The organism is Thalassospira sp. MIT1004 (genome assembly GCF_001858545.1).
In the GTDB taxonomy this organism is placed as follows: Bacteria; Pseudomonadota; Alphaproteobacteria; order Rhodospirillales; family Thalassospiraceae; genus Thalassospira; species Thalassospira xiamenensis.
Genome location: NZ_MCAO01000006.1, coordinates 38,565 through 58,454 on the forward strand (window position 1 = coordinate 38,565; position 19,890 = coordinate 58,454).

Here is a 19,890-nt window from a genome sequence, read left to right on the forward strand (position 1 = left end):
GCAGATTTGGTCTGTCGGGGGCGTTTTTTATGAGTTGCGCAAGGCCTCGACGACTGGTCGCCGATAAAGCAGGAAGGCCGGAACCGTGGCAAGGATCAGACCAATCAGGACAAAGCCACCGGCAAGCGATAGTTCTGAGCCTGAAATTGTTGCCTGTAACGCCATACCGGTTTCGGCCGTAAAGACGGTAGAAACCGATTGGGCAACAAACCAGCCAAGTCCAAGACCGGCAATGGCACCGATCACGACAAGGATCGAGACATAGGACCAGATCGCGCCAAACACATAGCTGCGCGGTGCGCCAAGAGCGCGCAGGACAGCGAATTGTTTGCGATAAAGCTGCATCATGGCCAGGATCGCGGCCAGAATGGCGGCAACGACCAGTCCCTGTGATCCCAGTGCCATGGCACGCATCACCGAACCGGCATTGCCCAGCAGGCGATACATTTCCACCAGAACCTCGGCCGGGAAGAAGGCGGTGCTGTGGTCTGTCCGGTAATCGGCACGCAGCGTATAGGCGGCTGCAACGCTTTTGGGGCGGACAACCAGTGCCGGAACACCGGGCAGGGCATCGGCATCAAAGGGCGGGCCGATATGGTCCATCACCTGATGTTCGTGTTCGTGTTCGTGTTCGTGCTCGTGATCCTCGTCGTGATGTTCCGCTGCTTCGTCATGATCATGATCTTCATGTTCGTCATGATGTTCTTCTGCGGCACCGCTATGGTCGTGATCTTCGTCTTCATCATGGCCGGTTGGCAGGGCATGGATATCCCAGACCTGCTCGACGGCAACGATGATCGCACTATCCCACGGGGTTCCGGTGGGCTTCATCTTGCCGACGACTTGTAGATGAACGCCGTGATGATGTTCAAGCTCGGCTTCGGCACCATGACCGTGGCTGGGCTCGAATTCATCGCCTATTTCAAGTGGGACGGCAGCACCGATAACGGCCTGTTCGATGTTTTCAAATATATGGCCGCTTGCCAGTCCGTCCGACAGATAGGCAACGAATTGCGGGGTCGATCCGACAATGCTGTAATCCTGCCAGCTATCGCCAAAGGCAAGCGGGGCGGCGATTTCAACCCGCGGGTCGGTCATCAAGCTGGCCCAGTGTTGACCATCGAGTAGATTGATCGCGCTATGGCGCAGGAAAATCGTGTTCATGACGATTTCGGTCTGGCTGCCGGGGGCGGCGATAAGGATGTCGAATTTGTCGGCGGCCTTGGCGCTACCTTGGCGCAGTGCACGTTCCTGTGCGGTAATGCCGACACCAATGGCAACCGCAACCGCGATCAGCAGCACGAACAGAATATTCATGATCCAGTGGCGGCGCAGGCTTGCAATGACGATGGGAAACGGGTTCATGCGCCCTCCGCCCGGTTGGTGGTCGCATCATCCACAAGATGGCCCTTGTCGAATTTCAGGATGCGCGCGCAGCGATCAATCACGTCGCGGTCGTGGCTGACGGTGATCAGGGTGCGGTTTGATCCGGCAAGCGAAAACAGAATGTCAGTTGCGATCTGGCTTGCTGCGTCATCCAAGCTTGCGGTTGGTTCATCAGCAAGGATGATCGGCGGATCGAACAGAAGGGCACGTGCAATCGCCACGCGTTGCTGTTCGCCGCGCGACAGGTCCGATGTGCTTTTACGCGCCATCGGAACGCCGACCTGATCAAGAAGATCATAGGCGCGTTTACGGGTTTCTGGTGAAATGCGCCATCCGGCAAAGCTTGCCGGGATCAGAACATTTTCAAGCGGGCTGACTTCATCGATCAGGTGGAAATCCTGAAAGACAAAACCGATCGATTGGCGGCGCCAGCGATCAGATGCGCCTTCGGACAGGCTGGTGATATCGGTTCCGTTCCAGATGATATTGCCGCCTGTCGGACGCAAAAGGCCGCTGATCAGATAAAGCAGGCTGGACTTCCCCGATCCCGACGGGCCGGAAATGCCAACGACCTCGCCCTGATGGATGGCAAGGGATGGCAGGCTGATGACCGGGGCTGTATTGCGATGATAGCGCAGTTGAAGATCCGAAATCCGCAACAGGTCCGACGCGCTTTGATCTGCGCCGGGCTTAGAGGACTTCGAACTCTGCATCGACAAGTCGGACAAGGCTGACAAATCCGGTTTCCTCATCTTTGGCTTCGCCGAGCTCGAGAATGCCGCTCGTGACGATCATGCGGTTAAAGGCGACGGCGTCGACCCTTTCGCGGGTTCTGACAAAGACAATATCGACCGGCCAGTCGGCGGATGTTTCGCAGAACGGGCAAACTGACATCGGGCGACGGGTCAGTACGAAAAAGGATGCCTCCGCCTTAAGTGGCGGAGCCATGAAGCCGGTAATTTCGATGCGACTTTTATCTTTGGCGAATGTCTTGGCCTGAACGGAAAATTCGTTCTGGGTTTTGTAAATATCGGGAATTTTGATCCGGTCGCGTGCAAAAGCCGGCGGGGCGATCAGCATCCCGGCGGTGGCGGCTGCACCTGCAATGAATGTGCGGCGTCCGACGATCATGGAAATCTCCATCAAAGAAAATGCCGACCGCAGTTCGCTGCGGTCGGCGGTATCAGACGCAAGCCTTATTTCGAAGCCATGCGGTCTTCGATTTTCGAGGCATAGGACATGACGTGATAGATGAAGTTCTGTTCAACGACACCGCTGAACAGGTGCGACCACGGGCCGTTGGCAAAGATGGCAACATCATCGCCAGCATGGGTTTCGCTGCTCATCGGGACCAGTGCCTGCTGAAGGAAGTCAATGTCGGTGGTGTCGACATTGGTCAGGTCGGCACGGACTTCGTCCTTAAGCGCACCCGGGCCGTTCATATAGCCAAGGGTAGTGTAAGGTTTGCCGTCGTCGCCCTTTTCCTCGGAAACGCCAAGGATCGGGTTGCCACGGCTGGAATAGCCGGAAATGGTCATGGTGTGCGAGTGATCGGCCGTGACGATGATCAGGGTATCGTCAAGATTGACCTTGCCCATGGCTTCCTTGACCGCGTCGTTCAGTGCGACGGTGTCTTCAAGCGCGCGGGCCGCATTGCCTTCGTGATGGGCATGGTCGATACGACCAGCTTCAACCATCAGGAAGTAACCCTTGTCATTTTTCGACAGAATATCAATTGCCTTGCCGGTCATTTCGGCCAGGCTCGGTTCGCCAGCCGCATCTTTGGCGCGGTCGGCTTCATATTCCATGTGCGAGCGGTCAAACAGACCCAGAACATGCTTTGCCGATGCAACGTCGATCGCATCAAACTGTTCTTTGTTCCAGATGTAGGACGCGCCTTTACCCTTGGCATCAACCCATTCCTTGGTCAGATCGCGACCGTCGGAACGCTGGCCCATCTTGCCCTTGTCTTCCGGGTCTTCCATGGTTTTGTCCATGAACATGCGGCGACCGCCACCAAAGGCAACTTCCAACCCGTTGCCCGCCGACCATTCAATCAGCTGGGCTGCGATGTCTTTGCAGCCATCCGCTTTGGCAGCGTCAGAGAGGTCGCTGTCACTTTCCCAGTCACGGTCGGATGTGTGAACATAAGTTGCCGCCGGGGTTGCATGGGTCAGGCGTGCGGTGGAAATCACACCGGTCGACATGCCCTGTTCTTCGGCCTGTGCGGCAAGGCTTTTGACCGGATGGGCAAGCTGCGCCTTGCAGTCGCCGCGCGCAACGTCCGAGCTGACGCCGATGGTGCCGTTATTCATTTTGACGCCAGCCATCATGGCCGATGCGGTCGGGGCCGAGTCAGCGATCTGGGCGTCATGGGTGTAGGTTTTGGACAGGGCAACGTTCGGGAACTGGCCGAAAACGAGGCTGTTGCTTTCGCCGTCGACACCGCGCTTCTGGCCTTCATAGATGCGGGCTGCGGTAACGGTCGGGATGCTCATGCCGTCGCCAACGAACAGGATGATGTTCTTGGCGCGGTTGGTGTTGGCCTGCTGTTGCAGTTTCTGCTGCAGGGTCTGCTGGGCGGCGACGAAATACGGATCATTGGCCTGCGGCAGCATGTCAGCGGCAACAGCAACGTTCGCACACATGGCACCAGCCAGTGCGGAAGCGACAAGAAGGCGTTTCATTTCGATGTTCTCCCTTATCGAACGGAATATTCGGCTGCACTCTGCTATGCAGCGAATGGTTCTCATTTTAAGATCGATAAGGGGCGGTTTGGTGAAGCTAATGTGATTGATAGGTTACAATGTTCGGGTGAATGTACTTTTGGAGCTCGAATCTTCAAGAACTGGATTTATTCCAAACTAAAGCCTTGAACAATTTGACCAATATTCCGATGTGCGAATGAACCGACATAGCAGGTAAAACAAGGACGGCGGACCGGAAATACATCCTTGCCCGCCGCCATTTTCTTCAGGACCAGCGTGTGGTCCATCAGGTGTGTTTCGTGGCCTTAGCTTGCGATTTCGCCGCCGCCCTGCTTGGTGATCGCAACCACCGACGGACGCGCCGGAACGCCGTCCTTGAAGTCCGGCCAGCGGGTGCTGGGTGCGTCATAGGTCGAACCATCTGCCGGGTGCTGAACCGCGACAAACAGGGTTGTTCCATCCGGGGTGAATTCCGGGCCGCACATTTCGGCACCTTCCGGGCAGGCAAAGAAGAATTTGGTCAGTGCACGACCGGCGCCTTCAACGTCTGCGGCATGCATGCCATCTGGAATATCCGAGTTCGGCGCACCATCGGTCGAAATCCACAGGCGGCCTTTATGGTCAATCGCAAGGTTATCCGGGCAGGATACCCAGCTTTCAGCCCCTGGATGGTAAACTGCACGGTCATCGGCATTCGCCGGGTTACCACCAAGCAGGAAGATGTCCCACTTGAAGGTATCTGCGGTGTGATCGGCATCCTTACCCATGCCGCCCGGAGGGGTGAGCTCAAGAACATGGCCATGGATGTTCGAGGCGCGCGGGTTGACGATGTTCGGTTCCTTGCGCTTCGAGTTGTTGGTCAGCATGACGTAAACCTTGCCGTTGACCGGGTTCGGTTCGACGTCTTCGGGGCGGTCCATCTGGGTCGCACCCAAAAGGTCGGCGGCGCGACGGGTTTCAATCAGAACGTCGGCCTTGCTATGGAAATCGTTTTCGGCGGTCAGCGGGCCATCACCATGGACCAACGGCATCCAGTTTACTGTGCCGTCCTCATTGAATTTGGCGACATAAAGCGTGCCGTCTTCGAGGATGTCCATGTTAGCTGCGCGGTCGTTCGGATTGTATTTTTTCGACGCGACGAATTTATAAAGATAGTCGAAACGCTGATCGTCGCCGGAATAGGCAACAACCGAGTTATCCTTGTTGACGATAACGGTTGCGCCTTCGTGTTTGAAGCGGCCAAGGGCGGTGCGTTTTTTGGGCATTGATGTCGGATCGTAGGGATCGATTTCGACCATCCAGCCGAACTTGTTCGGTTCGTTCGGTTCTTTTTCGACATTGAAACGGTCGAAATATTTGACCCATGAATACCAGCTGTCCGGCTCGATGCCGAGGCGCTTGTAGTTGCGTTCTTCGCTGGTTTTGGCGATGTCGCCCCCGAAATAGCCGTTGAAGTTTTCTTCGGCGATCAGGATGGTGCCCCACGGGGTTTTGCCGCCTGCACAGTTGTTCAGCGTGCCGATGACGCGCGTGCCGGTCGGGTCAGAACTGGTTTTCAGGCGGTCATGGCCTGCTGCCGGGCCGGTGATGACCATGTCGGTATCAAGGGCCGAAATGCGGCGCGCATAATTTGACCCGTCGATGACCTGCCATTTGCCATTGGTCTTTTTGACTTCGACGATGGAATGGCCGTGGGCGGCAATTTCGTGCAGGGCCTGTTCCTGTGAAGCGCCCATGGCATCCTTGAGTCCCGGCCACATCATTTCCGCGTTGGTGTATTCATGGCTGACACACAGAAGGCCGTGTTCGGAATTATCCGAGCCGACCGGCAGCGGCATATAGCCGATATAGTCGCAGTTATAGCCGAACTGCTTGTTCTGGGCGGTGGCATCGACGGCACCTGGCACAAATGCCGGGGCATCGGCAGCAACCTTGTCGCCCCAGCGAATCAGGACGTCGGCATCGTAACCGTCGGCTACCGCATGGGTTTCGGTGATTTTCTGCGGGATCGATTTGAAGGTCAGGGTCGATGCGTTTTGCGCACGGGCCATGCCCGAGGTGGCGATACCGGCACCGGCGACGGCCGACGTTGCCATCAGCCCCTTGAAAAAGCCGCGGCGGGAAAGGCGGGCATTGATCAGGTCGGCTACACGTGGGTTGTTTGTCGGGTTCGACGGAATGTCATCGCGATCCTCGACGATTTCAAATTGTTCGGTCATGGTTTTCTCTCTCTGCCAAATGCTAAAACTAGCGCCGAGGAAGATGCCAGAAACACGCCGTTTGAATTATGACACTTGTGTTTATTTTTATTGTTATTCTAGTGTGTTACGGAATTGTTGCGGTCTGCTTTGCCTATGGTTTGCAGGCCGACTGGAATTGTTTCACAGCGAAGGGAACAGCTGCGGCTGGTTTGTATTGAGGGCCCTGTTCGAATGCGTTGATTTTCCAGCCGGAAAAGGCGTTTGGCAGTTCGCCAGGGTGCAGAAGGAATTCTGGTGATCGGGGGCGGCCGAACGCTTCGTTGCCGATCATGAAGGTTTCATAAAGCAAAGTGCCACCGGATTTGACCGCATCGCGAAGATTTTCAAACAGTGGTCGGTGCAGGTAATTGACGACCACCACCAGGTCAAACTGCCGGTCCCCAAGCGGCCAGGGACCTGATTCAAGATTTGCTTCGATCCACTCAATTCCGGTATTTTCACCGGTTCCCGTATCTGACAGATCGCGATCAAGGGCTGTGACCTGCCATCCCTGATCCGCCAGCCAGAAACTGTGACGCCCCTTGCCGCAGGCAAGATCAAGTGCGGTTCCGCCGGTCGCGTGGCAGGGTGGGCAATGACGGGTAACCCAGTCCGATGGCATTAATGATGACATTTTCAAAAATCTTGGTTATTGAAGGAGCCGCCTGAAACTGGCGTTTCGGGCAGGGTGTCGCTATATCATTGATATCAAAACACCTTGCAATTGTTACGGTTTGCTTGAACAAAACAACACCATGATCCTCTTTCAGCTTAAATGCGAACATGATCACGAATTTGAAGGCTGGTTCAAAGACGGTGCAACATATGACACCCAGGCTGCCAGCGGTGAATTGTCATGCCCGTTTTGTGGGACGGCGAATGTGGGAAAGGCGTTGATGGCACCGCGTCTTCGGACGTCGCGCCAGAAAGAGGAGGCAGCCGAAAAGACCCGCCAGGTTGCCATGGCAGAAGCAACCCGCACGGCGATGGCCGAAATCCGCAAGCAGGTCGAGGAAAACTGCGAGCATGTTGGCACTAAGTTTGCCGAGGAAGCCCGCAAAATCCATTACGGCGAAACCGAAAAGCGCGGCATTTATGGCGAGGCATCGCTTAAAGAAACAGCCGAACTGATCGATGAAGGCATTGATGTTCAGGCGTTGCCATGGCTTGATGAGAGCAAGAAGAATTAGGGGCTCGATCCCGCTTTGCTCCCTTCATGCCTGATGTGCCGTCCTAAAATACGTTGTCAGCTATAGGATCAGGCTTTGGCGGGTTTTTGCGCGATCACCATGTAATTGATGTCAAGATCGCGCGGGGCGGCTGACCATTTATCGGTGATCGGGTTGTAGGTCACACCGGTGATATCCACGAGATCAAGACCGGCACCGCGCAGCAAGCCCGACATTTCGGATGGTTTGACGAATTTGCGCCAGTCATGAGTGCCAGCAGGCAACCAGCGCAGGATGTATTCAGCGCCGAATTTTGCCAGAGCCAGCGATTTGATCGTCCGATTCAGGGTGGCAACAAACATCAACCCGCCGGGTTTGAGTAACGCCGCACAGGCCTGCATGAAGAATTGCGGGTCATCGACATGTTCGATGACTTCCATATTCAGAACGATATCGAACTGCTTGCCCTCGTCGACCAGCATTTCCGGGGTGCAATTGCGATAATCAATGGCAGGGCCCGACTGCGCAGCGTGGACCTTTGCGACTTCGATATTGTTTTCGGCTGCGTCGATTGACGTCATTTTTGCGCCCATGCGTGCCAGCGGTTCGGACAGAAGACCGGCACCGCAACCGATATCGATGATTTCGACATCTTTCAGGACGTCAAGCTGGTTGGCATCGCGTCCGAGATGGGCAGCGATATTGTCGCGCAGAAGCTGCAAGCGGATCGGATTGAACTTGTGCAGGGGCTTCATCGCGCCGTTCGGGTCCCACCATTTTTCGGCCATTGCGGAAAAGCGTGCGATTTCCTCGGCATTGGCGGTGCGGCTGTTATTGGCGGATGCGTGCGACATGGACGGCTCCGATGGCGTGACGTTGATTTTCTTTGCCCTGTTTACGCGGGCGCGTCCGGCAAGGCAATAGTTTGCCGGGCATCAAGGTCCTGACGCCGGGCGAATGAGGGCGTTACCAGCATGAGGGAAATCGAAACGTGCCTTGCGCCAATCGCATGTGTTGTCAGGGTTTTCAGGTAAGAATTCGCAGGATATTTCGCGGTTTGCGCCCTTGGGGAGGCATCTGGCGCATCAAACCCGAATAAAAAATGAATCGATGCAATTTTCTCCTGCGTTGATGCTTGTTTCCAAAAGAGTATGGCAGTATTGATAACGCCGCCCGGGTCAGGTGGCGCGCCGCATTGATGGCCTGCGCCAATCGATCGAGGGCCGGATCACATGCCGTCTTCTTCGGAACACCGATGGATGGCAAGCTTAGCGGGGATACTTCATGGCCCGTATTGTCATGAAATTCGGCGGCACATCGGTCGCCGATGTCGAAAAGATCAAGAACGTCGCCCGTCGGGTCAAATCCGAGGTCGATGCCGGCAATCAGGTGGCGGTTGTTGTTTCGGCAATGTCGGGCAAGACTAACGAACTGGTTGGCTGGGCTGATGAAATTTCGCCGATGTATGACGCGCGCGAATATGACGTGATCGTATCATCGGGCGAGCAGGTGACAGTTGGCCTGATCGCCATGGCGCTGCAAAGCATGGACGTGCCTGCACGTTCATGGCTTGGCTGGCAGATTCCGATCAAGACCGATGGCGCGCATGCCAAGGCACGTATCAAGGAAATCGATACAACCGAACTCGACAAGCGCATGAATAGCGGCGAGGTTGTCTGTGTTGCCGGTTTCCAGGGGATCGCACCTGACAACCGCATTACCACGCTGGGCCGTGGCGGTTCGGATACTTCTGCGGTGGCGCTTGCCGCGGCTCTGAAGGCGGATCGTTGCGATATCTATACCGATGTTGACGGGGTTTACACGACCGATCCGCGCATCGTGCCCAAGGCGCGCAAGATCGAAAAGATTACCTACGAAGAAATGCTGGAACTGGCATCGCTTGGTGCGAAGGTCCTTCAGACCCGTTCTGTCGAGATGGCCATGAACCATCGCGTCCGGGTACAGGTCCGCTCCTCCTTTAGTGATGCGGAAGGAACACTTGTTGTAGACGAGGACGAAATCGTGGAACAGGAAGTCGTCAGCGGGATTGCCTATAGCCGTGACGAAGCCAAGATCACCTTGGTGAAAGTCGCCGACAAACCGGGAATCGCTGCTTCTATCTTCGGCCCGCTGGCCGAGGCCAATATCAATGTCGACATGATCGTGCAGAACGTTTCAGAAGACGGTAAAAGCACCGACATGACCTTTACCGTGCCGCGCGGCGAATTCAAACGTGCGCTGTCGGTGATTGAGGGCAATTCGGCCAAGATCGGCTATAAGGAATTGCTGAGCACATCAGATGTGACCAAGGTTTCGATCATTGGTGTGGGCATGCGTTCGCACGTTGGCGTTGCGCGCAAGATGTTCGAAACGCTTGCGGAAAAAGGCATCAATATCCAGGTCATTTCGACCTCGGAAATCAAGGTAAGCGTTCTGATTGCCGAAGAATATACCGAACTGGCAGTTCGCGCGCTTCATACCGCTTATGGTCTTGATGCCGAGTAATTTAATATAATGTGACTTGCATGGCCTGTGATTAAGTCACTGTTAAATTGCGTCAATTATTACATACTAGCTGGAACTATCGGTTTCGGCCTTTATGATGAAATGGCAGGGAACCCTTGGTTTCCTGCATTTCTGCTTTGGGGTACAGAATGATATGAGAGATCCGAAATTCGATGTCGCACGCGCCCGCCTTGAAAAATTGTGGGCGGCGGGCAAGGAATTTCTGGGAACGGATTACGCCATCATGGCGGGTGCAATGTCCTGGGTTTCAGAACGTCACCTTGTGGCGGCGGTTTCAAATGCCGGTGGCTTTGGTGTGATTGCGTGCGGGTCGATGACCCCGGAATTGCTGTCGGCTGAAATCGCCGGGACCAAGGCCCTGACCAAAAAGCCGTTTGGCGTCAATCTGATCACCATGCACCCGATGCTTGATGACCTGATCGAGGTTTGCCGTGAGCATGAAGTCGGTCATGTCGTTCTGGCCGGTGGTCTACCGTCATCGGCAGCGATCAAGAAAGCCAAGGAATTTGCCAAGGTCATCTGTTTTGCTCCGGCACTGGTTTTGGCCAAAAAACTGGTGCGCTCGGGTGCGGATGCGCTGGTGATCGAAGGCAGCGAAGCTGGTGGTCATATCGGCCCGGTTTCCCTGACGGTTCTGGCGCAGGAAATCCTGCCGGAAATGCGCGATGTTCCGGTGTTCTGTGCCGGAGGCATCGCGCGCGGCGAAGCCATTACCGGATTGCTTGAACAGGGGGCGGCCGGTGTTCAGATCGGTACGCGACTGGTATGCGCAACCGAATGTATTGCGCATCCCGATTTCAAAAAGGCCTTCATTCGTGCCAGCGCACGCGATGCGGTCACCACGGTTCAGCTTGATGAACGTTTCCCGGTTATTCCGGTACGTGCCCTCGCCAATAAGGGAACAGATGAATTCCTTGAAACCCAGCGCAAGGTAATTGCCAAATTCCGCGCCGGTGAGGTTGATCAGGGTGAAGCCCAGCTTGAGATCGAACATTTCTGGGCCGGTGCGCTTCGCCGGGCTGTTATCGATGGTGATGTCGATGGCGGATCGGTTATGGCAGGACAGTCGGTTGGTATGGTAAAGAAAGAACAACCGGTATCCGAAATTCTGGAAGAACTGGTCGAACAGGCCGTTCAGTCCCTCGTTAGAAGAGACAGTTAAACCCGATGAGCATGCCGTCCGCCGCAGTCACTGGTCCGCGACGCCTGTTAAAGCGCGTTCGCGACGTCATGGCTGGTCCGGGGACGGCAGAAGAGCGCCTTGGGCAGATCGTGACCATCATCGCCGCCGATATGGTGGCGGAGGTATGTTCGGTCTATGTGATGCGCGCGGGCGAGGTGCTGGAACTTTTCGCGACCTGCGGTCTGGCACCGGCGGCGGTTCATATGACCCGCCTTCGGGTGGGCGAGGGGATTGTCGGTTATGTGGCGGCCCATGCGCGGCCCCTTAACCTTAAAGATGCGCAAGGCCATCCGAACTTTGCCTATCGTCCGGAAACCGGCGAGGAAATCTATCATTCCATGATCGGTGTGCCGATCCTGCGTGGGGGCCGTATCATTGGCGTCCTTGCCGTGCAGAACCGGACCGAACGTCTTTATTCAGAGGACGAGCAGGAAGCGCTTGAAAACGTTGCCATGGTGCTGGCCGAAATGGTCGCCGGTGGCGAGCTGGTCAGCCGCGATGAACTGATTCCGACCGACGGGATTGCGCTTTTGCCTTTGCGGCTTGGCGGGGCGCGTCTGGCACCGGGGATTGGCAAGGGCGTTGCGGTTCTTCATGAGCCGCGCATTGTCATCGACCGGATGGTGTCCGATGATCCGGACGAGGAACTGACCCGGCTTCGAGACGCCATGCGCGGGCTTCAGGACCATCTCGACAAAATGCTTGAAGCTGTTGCGGGAATGGATAGCAGTGGCGGCGATGATGATCCGGGCGATATTCTTGAAGCCTATAAAATGATTGCGCAGGATACCGGGTGGCTTAACCGCATTACCGAGGCGGTCCATACCGGCCTTACGGCGGAAGCAGCGGTTCAGAAGGTTCATGATGATACCCGTGCGCGCATGGCCCAGGTCAGCGATCCGTATCTGCGCGAACGTTTGCATGATCTTGAAGATCTGGCGAACCGTCTGCTGCAGCATCTTTCGGGGCAGTATCAGTCCCCGGCCTTTGGCGAGTTGCCCGACGATATCATTCTGGTGGCGCGAAATATCGGCCCGGCGGAACTTCTGGATTATGATCATACCCGCCTGCGCGGCCTTGCCCTTGAAGAAGGGTCGCATACGTCACATGTGGCAATTGTTGCGCGTGCGCTGGATATTCCGGTGCTGGGCGGGGTTAAAGGGGTTCTCGACAAGGTCGAAACCGGTGATCCGCTGATTGTCGATGCCGACAATGCACAATTGTTCGTCCGGCCAAGTGAAGATGTCCGTTCGGTTATTGACGGTGCGCTTCGTGCGCGGGCCGAGCGCAAGGCGCTTTATGCGCAGATGCGCGATATGCCGTCCCGGACATGCGACGAGATTGATATTTCGCTGAACGTCAATGCGGGGCTTTTGATCGATGTACCCCATGTGATTGAAAGCGGCGCGGACGGGATCGGGCTTTATCGGACGGAAATTCCATTTATGGTCAGATCGGCCATGCCAGATATTGGCGATCAGACCCGGCTGTACACCCGGATATTTGAACAGGCGGAAGGTCGTCCGGTCGTGTTTCGGACGCTTGATGTCGGGGGTGACAAATTGTTGCCCTATTGGGAGGATATGACAGAAGAGAACCCGGCGATGGGCTGGCGCTCGATCCGCATTACGCTGGATCGGCCTGCAGTGCTTGTTCATCAATTGCGCGCGTTGATCCGGGCCGCCCATGAGCGGGATCTGTATGTCATGTTCCCGATGATTGCCGAAGTCGCAGAGTTCGACCAGGCAAGGGCGCTTCTGGATCAGCAGTTGAAACGCGAAGCAGAACGCGGCTATGTACCGAACCGGGTCGAGGTTGGGGCGATGCTGGAGGTTCCGGCGCTGATATGGCAAGCACCGGCGCTTCTGGAGCGTGTCGACTTTTTGTCGGTTGGAACCAACGACCTGCTGCAGTTCATGTTCGCTGCTGATCGCGGAAACCCGCGGTTGGAAGGGCGATATGATACACTTTCGCCAAGTGTGTTTGCATTTATGCGGCAGCTTGTCACATTGTGTGACGAACGGAATGTGCGTCTGACCATCTGCGGCGAGATGGCCGGGCGACCACTTGAAGCGATGGCCCTGATCGGATTGGGTATTCGCCGCTTGTCCATGGCACCGGCTTCTATCGGTCCTGTAAAGGAAATGGTCCGGAGCCTGAATGTGAGAAGCGTTGAAGGATATGTCCTGTCGGTGATGGGAAGTTCGACCAAGTCATTGCGATCACGTCTTAAGGCTTTCGCAATAGATCACGGTGTAAAACTTTAAAAACAATCGCTTTTGGTGGGGATTCTGCTATTTTTATTGCTAGATCGTAACGTGGGGGTGCGGAGTTGGCGATCGGAAAGCGAAAGGAAGATCATTTGGACGAGCAATCCGGGGGGCGCTTGCGTTTCAGGCCTTTGCCTGGAAATGGGCCGTCAAATGACATTAAGATGGAAGCAGATACCGGTAATTCCGCTGACCAGACCGAGGTAGGACGCCTTTTGCGCCATACCAGGAACGGCCTTGGTCAGAGCGTGGAAGACGTTTGTCAGTTATTGCGTATCCGCAAGATTTATATCGAGGCGATCGAGAACAGCGATTATTCGGTGTTGCCCGGTGGCCCGTATGGTTTGGGCTTTGTTAAAGCCTATGCCGAACATCTCGGACTTGACGGGGCAGAAATCGTGCGGCGTTTCCGCGTGGAAAGCAATGCGCCCGCAGCCCGAAGCGAGCTTAGTTTCCCAAAACCTGTTCAGGAAAGTCGCGTTCCCGGTGGAGCGGTTCTTCTGATTGCGGCATTGCTTGGTATCGGTGCCTATGGTGGCTGGTATTACTTGTCGAGCCAGGGCAAAACGATTGCTGATCTCGTTGATCCGCTGCCTGAACGTCTTGCAAGTTATACGTCGGGTGGTGAGCAGGCCGTTCCGGAACGCAATCTTGAAAATGCGGCGGATGCCCGTGCGGCAGAAGTCGAGCCATCCGCATCGGCAGAGCAACCTGCCGAAACGGCGGAAGCGCCAGCGGATGATTCAAATGCACCTGCATCTGTCGTGACAGAACAGGAACCGGTGGCGGAAACCGCAGAAGCCCCGCAAGTGGCTGATACGGTACCGGCAGAAACACCTGCGGCACAGAACGAAGTTGCTGAAGCGCCTGCCCCGGCAGCGCAAGCACCGGAACAATCAACCGCACAGTCGCCGTCATCGGCACCAGTTGCACCAGCGGCGGAAACAGCTTCTGTTCCGGCAGCACCGGCTGTTGACGAAGTTGGTGGCGGGCGTGTGTTTGGTGCGGTCAATCTTGACAGCCGTGTTACCATTGAGGCGGTCGAAACCAGCTGGGTTCGCATTCGCGAAGGTGATGGCAACATCCTGCTGACCCGGATGCTGAGTGCGGGGGATACCTATCGCGTGCCCAATAAAAACGGGCTGATGCTTGAAGTCGGTAATGCCGGGGCACTTACCTACAGCATTGATGGCAAGGAAGCCTTGCCGGTCGGTGAATATGGTGCGGTGATTTCGGACTTCTCTCTTGATGTTGAGGCCCTTGAAGGGGCCGGTGTGGCACCGGCACAGTAGTGCCGATGCCCTCTCGTTATCATGAGGGCCCCAAAGATTTTGAAGAAAGCGGCCATATCAGGCCGCTTTTTTTATGACAGCTTTGCAAAATCTGACGGAAAAACCGTAAGGCAACGGTTTCTAATTGGCACTTGATAAGCTATATAGTCGGCCTAGAGACACAGATTTGCTTGGAACCGGAAATGAGCGTCCGCCCTTATCGAGATATTGAACGCCGCAAAAGCCGCAAGATCCGCGTTGGTAATGTGGAAGTTGGTGGAGACGCGCCGATTTCGGTGCAGTCGATGACCAATACCCTGACCACCGATGTTGCTGCGACCGTGGATCAGATCCTGCGCCTTGAAGAAGCAGGTGCCGATATTGTTCGCGTTTCCTGCCCGGATCGGGAGTCGACCGCGGTGCTTAAGGACATCATCAAGCAGGTGCATGTCCCGATCGTCGCCGATATACATTTCCATTACAAACGTGCCATCGAAGCCGCCGAAGCCGGTGCAGCGTGCCTGCGGATCAACCCGGGCAATATCGGATCGACCGATCGTGTACGTGAAGTCGTGAAGGCGGCAAAGGATCACGGCTGTTCGATGCGTATCGGGGTCAATGCCGGATCGCTTGAAAAGGAATTGCTGGAACGTTATGGCGAGCCCTGCCCGGAGGCGATGGTCGAAAGTGCGTTGAACCACGCCAAAATCCTTGAAGATCAGGATTTCTACGAGTTCAAGATTTCGGTCAAGGCATCGGATGTATTCCTTGCGGTTGCCGCCTATTACGGTTTGGCCGAGGCATGCGATTATCCTTTGCATCTGGGGATTACCGAGGCTGGTGGCCTTCGCGGTGGTACCGTTAAATCGGCGATTGGCATGGGCAACCTGCTGTGGGCCGGTATCGGCGATACGTTGCGTGTGTCGCTTTCGGCAGACCCGGTCGAGGAAATCCACGTTGGTTATGACATTCTGAAATCTCTGGGCCTTCGGACCCGCGGTGTGCAGATCATTTCCTGCCCGTCCTGTGCACGTCAGGGCTTTAACGTTGTCGATACCGTGGCGGAGCTTGAAAAACGTCTGGCGCACATTTCGACGCCGATTTCGCTGTCGATCATTGGCTGTATCGTCAATGGCCCGGGCGAGGCACGTGAAACCGATATCGGGCTTACCGGTGGCGGTGGTGGAAACCACAAGATGTATATTTCCGGTCGCCCGGATCACAATATCAGCACCGAAAAAATGGTCGACCATATCGTCGAACTGGTCGAGGAACGCGCCGCCAAGATCGAAGCCGAAGAAGCGGCAAAGCTGGCCGCGGCAGAATAGCGTAGCAGAATTGACGAATTTTGGCTTTCCGCCGTCCGGGTGGAAAGCTATTTTCATGTTCACATGAATTTGAGCCGATCATTTTGGCGCAAATATCTGGAATTCAAGTTAGATCGGAGACCCCAAAGTGGCATCGCTTCAACCCGTCCGTGGCACGCATGACCTTCTGCCTGAACAGAACCGTCTGCAGGATCATATCGCGCAGGTCGCGCGCGACATTGGCGAGTTGTATGGTTACCACCGCATGACCACGCCGATCTTCGAATTTACCGATGTCTTTGCACGGACCCTTGGCGATACGTCCGATGTCGTGACAAAGGAAATGTATACGTTCGAGGATCGCGGAGGTGAACAGATCACGCTACGCCCCGAAGGGACGGCCGGCATCGCGCGCGCCTACATCTCGAACGGGATGCAGCAGATGTCGCCGGTCAAGGTTTCCTACTATGGGCCGATGTTCCGTTATGAACGCCCGCAGAAAGGCCGCCAGCGTCAGTTCCACCAGATCGGTGCGGAGCTTCTGGGCGTCGAGCAGGTCGCGGGCGATATCGAAATGATCGCATACGGCGCGCATATCCTTAAAAGCCTTGGTCTTTGGGAAAGCATAACGCTTGAGCTTAACACCCTTGGTGATCCGGAAAGTAGGGCGGCATATCGCGACGTTCTGGTCGATTATTTCAAGGGACATTTCGACAGGCTGTCGGAAGATAGCCGGGCGCGTCTTGAAAAGAACCCGCTGCGTATCCTTGATTCCAAGGATAAAGGCGACAGGGAACTTGTGGCCAATGCACCGCTATTTGCCGAATATCTGAATGAACACAGTCAGGAATTCTTCAAGTCGCTGACTGGTGGACTTGGTGATATCGGGATCGGGTATGAGTTGAACCCGCGTCTGGTGCGTGGTCTGGATTACTATTGTCATACCTGTTTCGAGTTCACGACCAACACCCTTGGTGCACAGGGAACCGTGATGGCCGGTGGCCGTTACGATGGCCTGATTTCGACCATGGGTGGCCCGCAGACGGCTGGCGTTGGCTGGGCTGCAGGTGTTGAACGTCTGGCATTGATGGTCGGTGAAGCCCCGGCAGCACCACGCCCGGTTGCGCTGATCCCGATGGGGGATGCTGCCGAGGCACGATGCCGCACGCTGGCGCAGACTTTGCGTGAGGCGGGGATCGCGGTCGAGCTTGGCTATGCCGGTAACATGAAAAAGCGCATGAAGCGTGCGGACAAGGCCAATGCGCATCTTGCGGTTATTCTTGGCGATGACGAGTTGGCCAAGGGGATTGCACAGTTGCGCGACCTTGACAGTGGCGAGCAGCAGGAAATCGCACTTGATCAGCTTGCAGGCGTAATCGGCAAAAGGTAAGTGCAGGGTGACAGACGCATTCGCGCGTGAAGAAGCCGGAGACTGGCCACTGGATCGCCTGATGGTGATCGGGACCAATCATCGGCGCTCCAGCGAGGATACGCGTGACCGTCTGTTCATCGACGAAGCCCGCCTGCCGCAGTTCCTGTCGGCGATTTTGCAGGCCCGTTTGGGTCAGGCTATCGTAGTTTCGACCTGCAACCGCACTGAAATCCATTTGCTTGCGTCCGAAGCCGAACGCGGCCGGGAACGATTGATCGATCTTTTGGCGCTTTGGGCGGATATTGATCGCGACAAGCTGGCAAGCGAGCTTTATATCCGTTCCGGGCGCGATGCGTTGCGCCATGTGTTTGCGGTTGCCGCGTCGCTAGACAGTCTGGTGATTGGCGAACCGGAAGTCTTCGGACAGGTCAAGGATGCCCACCGGATCGCACGGCAGCATCAGCTTGTCGGACGCGAACTGGAACTGGTTTATCAGACGGCCTATGCCATTTCCAAAAAGGTGCGCAGCCGGACGGGGATCGGGCAGGGGGCGGTTTCGATTGCCGCGGCGGCACAGTCTGTTGCGCGTGACCTGCATGGTGATATTGCCAACTGCACATTGCTTTTGGCGGGTGCGGGGGACATGGGCGAACTGATTGCCGCATCCCTTGCCGAACGAGGTATGGGTCGGGTTCTTGTGACCGATAGACTGGCGGCACGGGCACGTCTTGTGGCGCGCCGTCTTGATTGCCACTGGTCGGAACTTGATGATCTGGATCGCTTGTTGGCCGAGGCGGACATGGTTCTGACCGCGGGTGGATCACGCCGCTATATTATTGACAAAACGCGCGCCCTTGCCGCAATCAAACGCAGACGATATCGGCCGGTTCTGATGATCGATACCGCCGTTCCCGGTGATATCGACCCGCAGGTTGACGAAATCGACGAAGTGTTCTTTTACCGGCTGGATGATCTTGAAAAAATTGCCGCCGAAGGGCGTGGCGGGCGTGAAGAAAAGGCCGACGAAGCCTGGGCGCTGATCGAGGAAGAGGTTGAACATTTCGTCCGTGTCCGGGCCGAGCGTGCCGCGATCCCGGCGATGGCGGATTTAAGAACGCATTTCGAAACGGTGCGTGATGATGCGCTGCGCGAGAGCCACGGTGATGCTGAAAAGGCAACCCGGCTTTTGATCAATAGGTTGTTGCATGCACCGACCCAAGCGCTTAAAGACCTTGCGGCAACCACGGATGGTGCGGGAACGGTCGAATGGATGAAGGCGCAAAAGCTTTTGACGCGTTTGTTCGCGTTGCAGTCCGAACCGAATGGCACCAAAGCCGAACAGAATTATGAACCCCCGAAGGAGGAAAAAGAGTGAGTCTGGACCCCGGTAAACTTGATGGCGTTGTACGCCGGTTCGACGAGCTCAAATCCCTGCTGTCAGGTGGAGCGGTGGATGGTGACTCGTTTGCCAAACTGTCGCGCGAATATGCCGAGCTGTCCCCGATTGTCGAAGCGGTCGAAAAGGTCAAAAAGCTTCGCGTTGATCTGGAAGGTGCGCAGGAAATTCTTGACGATGCGGGTTCTGATCGCGATATGCGCGAAATGGCCGAAGCCGAGAAATATGAAATCCTCGACGCGCTGCCGAAGGCCGAGCATGACGTGAAGCTGATGCTTCTGCCCAAGGATGATGCGGACGAAAAGAACGCCATCCTTGAAATTCGCGCCGGTACCGGTGGCGAGGAAGCTGCCCTGTTTGCCGCCGATCTGTATCGCATGTATCAGCGTTACGCGGAAAACCGCGGCTGGAAGTTCGAGCAGATGGACGCCAATGAAAACGATCTTGGCGGATACAAGGAAGTCATCGTCAACGTATCGGGTTCGGGCGTGTTTGCGCGCCTGAAATTTGAAAGTGGCGTGCATCGGGTGCAGCGTGTGCCCGTGACCGAAGGTGGCGGGCGCATTCATACCTCGGCGGCAACCGTTGCCGTTCTGCCCGAAGCCGAGGAGGTCGACATCCATATCGATCCAAAAGATTTGCGTATCGATACCTATCGTTCGCAAGGGGCGGGTGGCCAGCACGTTAACACCACGGACAGTGCGGTGCGTATCACCCATATTCCGACCGGTGTGGTCGCCGCCAGCCAGGAAGCAAAGTCGCAGCACAAGAACAAGGAAAAGGCGATGAAGATGCTGCTTTCGCGTCTGTATGATCAGGAGCGTGAAAGCAAGGACAGCGCGCGCGCAGCCGACCGCAAATCGCAGGTCGGTTCCGGGGATCGTTCTGAACGCATCCGCACCTATAACTTCCCGCAGGGGCGTGTATCGGATCATCGTATCAACCTGACCCTTTATCGACTGGATGATTTCATTACGGGCGGACCGTCGGTTGATGAAATGATTGATGCCCTGATTGCGGAAGATCAGGCCCAGAAACTGGCCGAGATCGAGAATTGATCCC

16 protein-coding genes are annotated in these 19,890 nt (G+C 56.0%); 9 read left to right on the forward strand and 7 right to left on the reverse strand.

The annotated features are described in order from the left end of the window. Positions 1-27: 27 nt before the first annotated feature. From BC440_RS03315 to BC440_RS03340, 6 genes are all read right to left on the reverse strand, one after another. Positions 28-1,365 carry an ABC transporter permease gene (locus BC440_RS03315; protein ID WP_063094868.1) on the reverse strand — a complete coding sequence of 446 codons (1,338 nt, stop codon included), beginning with the start codon at positions 1,363-1,365 and terminating at the stop codon, positions 28-30. Continuing rightward, positions 1,362-2,099, reverse strand: coding sequence for an ATP-binding cassette domain-containing protein (locus BC440_RS03320; protein WP_063094870.1), 738 nt, complete (start codon positions 2,097-2,099; stop codon positions 1,362-1,364). The genes BC440_RS03315 and BC440_RS03320 overlap by 4 nt, the downstream gene beginning before the upstream one ends. Beyond that, entirely contained in the window at positions 2,077-2,517 is a 441-nt protein-coding gene (locus tag BC440_RS03325; RefSeq protein ID WP_063094872.1) for a hypothetical protein, read from the reverse strand. The genes BC440_RS03320 and BC440_RS03325 overlap by 23 nt, the downstream gene beginning before the upstream one ends. Before the next feature lie 65 nt (positions 2,518-2,582). Then, a complete protein-coding gene (locus BC440_RS03330) occupies positions 2,583-4,073 on the reverse strand; it encodes an alkaline phosphatase (RefSeq protein WP_063094874.1) in 1,491 nt (496 codons plus the stop codon). Positions 4,074-4,399: 326 nt separating this feature from the next. Further along, the gene (locus tag BC440_RS03335; RefSeq protein WP_063094876.1) at positions 4,400-6,313 is read right to left on the reverse strand and encodes a PhoX family phosphatase; all 1,914 of its coding nucleotides are present in this window, start codon (positions 6,311-6,313) and stop codon (positions 4,400-4,402) included. A gap of 133 nt (positions 6,314-6,446) precedes the next feature. Then, a complete protein-coding gene (locus tag BC440_RS03340; RefSeq protein ID WP_223305194.1) occupies positions 6,447-6,968 on the reverse strand; it encodes a class I SAM-dependent methyltransferase in 522 nt (173 codons plus the stop codon). A 121-nt stretch (positions 6,969-7,089) separates the two neighbouring features. Here BC440_RS03340 and BC440_RS03345 point away from each other — a divergent pair, with 121 nt between their 5' ends. Beyond that, on the forward strand, positions 7,090-7,524 hold the full coding sequence (locus BC440_RS03345) for a DUF1178 family protein (protein WP_037991038.1): 435 nt from the start codon (positions 7,090-7,092) through the stop codon (positions 7,522-7,524). A gap of 68 nt (positions 7,525-7,592) precedes the next feature. Here BC440_RS03345 and ubiG read toward each other — a convergent pair whose 3' ends face one another. Then, entirely contained in the window at positions 7,593-8,357 is a 765-nt protein-coding gene (gene ubiG, locus BC440_RS03350; protein WP_063092369.1) for a bifunctional 2-polyprenyl-6-hydroxyphenol methylase/3-demethylubiquinol 3-O-methyltransferase UbiG, read from the reverse strand. Between the two features lie 430 nt (positions 8,358-8,787). Here ubiG and BC440_RS03355 point away from each other — a divergent pair, with 430 nt between their 5' ends. The 8 genes from BC440_RS03355 to prfA all read left to right on the forward strand — a co-directional run bounded on the left by BC440_RS03355 (position 8,788) and on the right by prfA (position 19,886). Next, the gene (locus tag BC440_RS03355) at positions 8,788-10,008 is read left to right on the forward strand and encodes an aspartate kinase (protein ID WP_063092370.1); all 1,221 of its coding nucleotides are present in this window, start codon (positions 8,788-8,790) and stop codon (positions 10,006-10,008) included. Between the two features lie 154 nt (positions 10,009-10,162). Further along, positions 10,163-11,191, forward strand: coding sequence for a nitronate monooxygenase (locus BC440_RS03360; protein ID WP_037991039.1), 1,029 nt, complete (start codon positions 10,163-10,165; stop codon positions 11,189-11,191). Between the two features lie 5 nt (positions 11,192-11,196). Next, positions 11,197-13,479 (forward strand): phosphoenolpyruvate--protein phosphotransferase, encoded by a 2,283-nt coding sequence (gene ptsP / locus BC440_RS03365; protein ID WP_007091121.1) that lies wholly within the window; start codon positions 11,197-11,199, stop codon positions 13,477-13,479. A gap of 167 nt (positions 13,480-13,646) precedes the next feature. Next, positions 13,647-14,774: a RodZ domain-containing protein gene (locus BC440_RS03370; protein WP_063092371.1), complete on the forward strand. Its 1,128-nt coding sequence runs from the start codon at positions 13,647-13,649 to the stop codon at positions 14,772-14,774. Positions 14,775-14,956: 182 nt separating this feature from the next. Beyond that, positions 14,957-16,081: a flavodoxin-dependent (E)-4-hydroxy-3-methylbut-2-enyl-diphosphate synthase gene (gene ispG / locus BC440_RS03375; protein ID WP_063092372.1), complete on the forward strand. Its 1,125-nt coding sequence runs from the start codon at positions 14,957-14,959 to the stop codon at positions 16,079-16,081. A gap of 127 nt (positions 16,082-16,208) precedes the next feature. Further along, positions 16,209-17,450 carry a histidine--tRNA ligase gene (hisS, locus tag BC440_RS03380; protein WP_063092373.1) on the forward strand — a complete coding sequence of 414 codons (1,242 nt, stop codon included), beginning with the start codon at positions 16,209-16,211 and terminating at the stop codon, positions 17,448-17,450. Between the two features lie 7 nt (positions 17,451-17,457). Beyond that, a complete protein-coding gene (gene hemA, locus BC440_RS03385; RefSeq protein WP_063092374.1) occupies positions 17,458-18,807 on the forward strand; it encodes a glutamyl-tRNA reductase in 1,350 nt (449 codons plus the stop codon). Further along, entirely contained in the window at positions 18,804-19,886 is a 1,083-nt protein-coding gene (prfA, locus tag BC440_RS03390) for a peptide chain release factor 1 (protein ID WP_007091116.1), read from the forward strand. Before hemA ends, prfA begins: the two co-directional genes overlap by 4 nt. Positions 19,887-19,890: the final 4 nt, after the last annotated feature.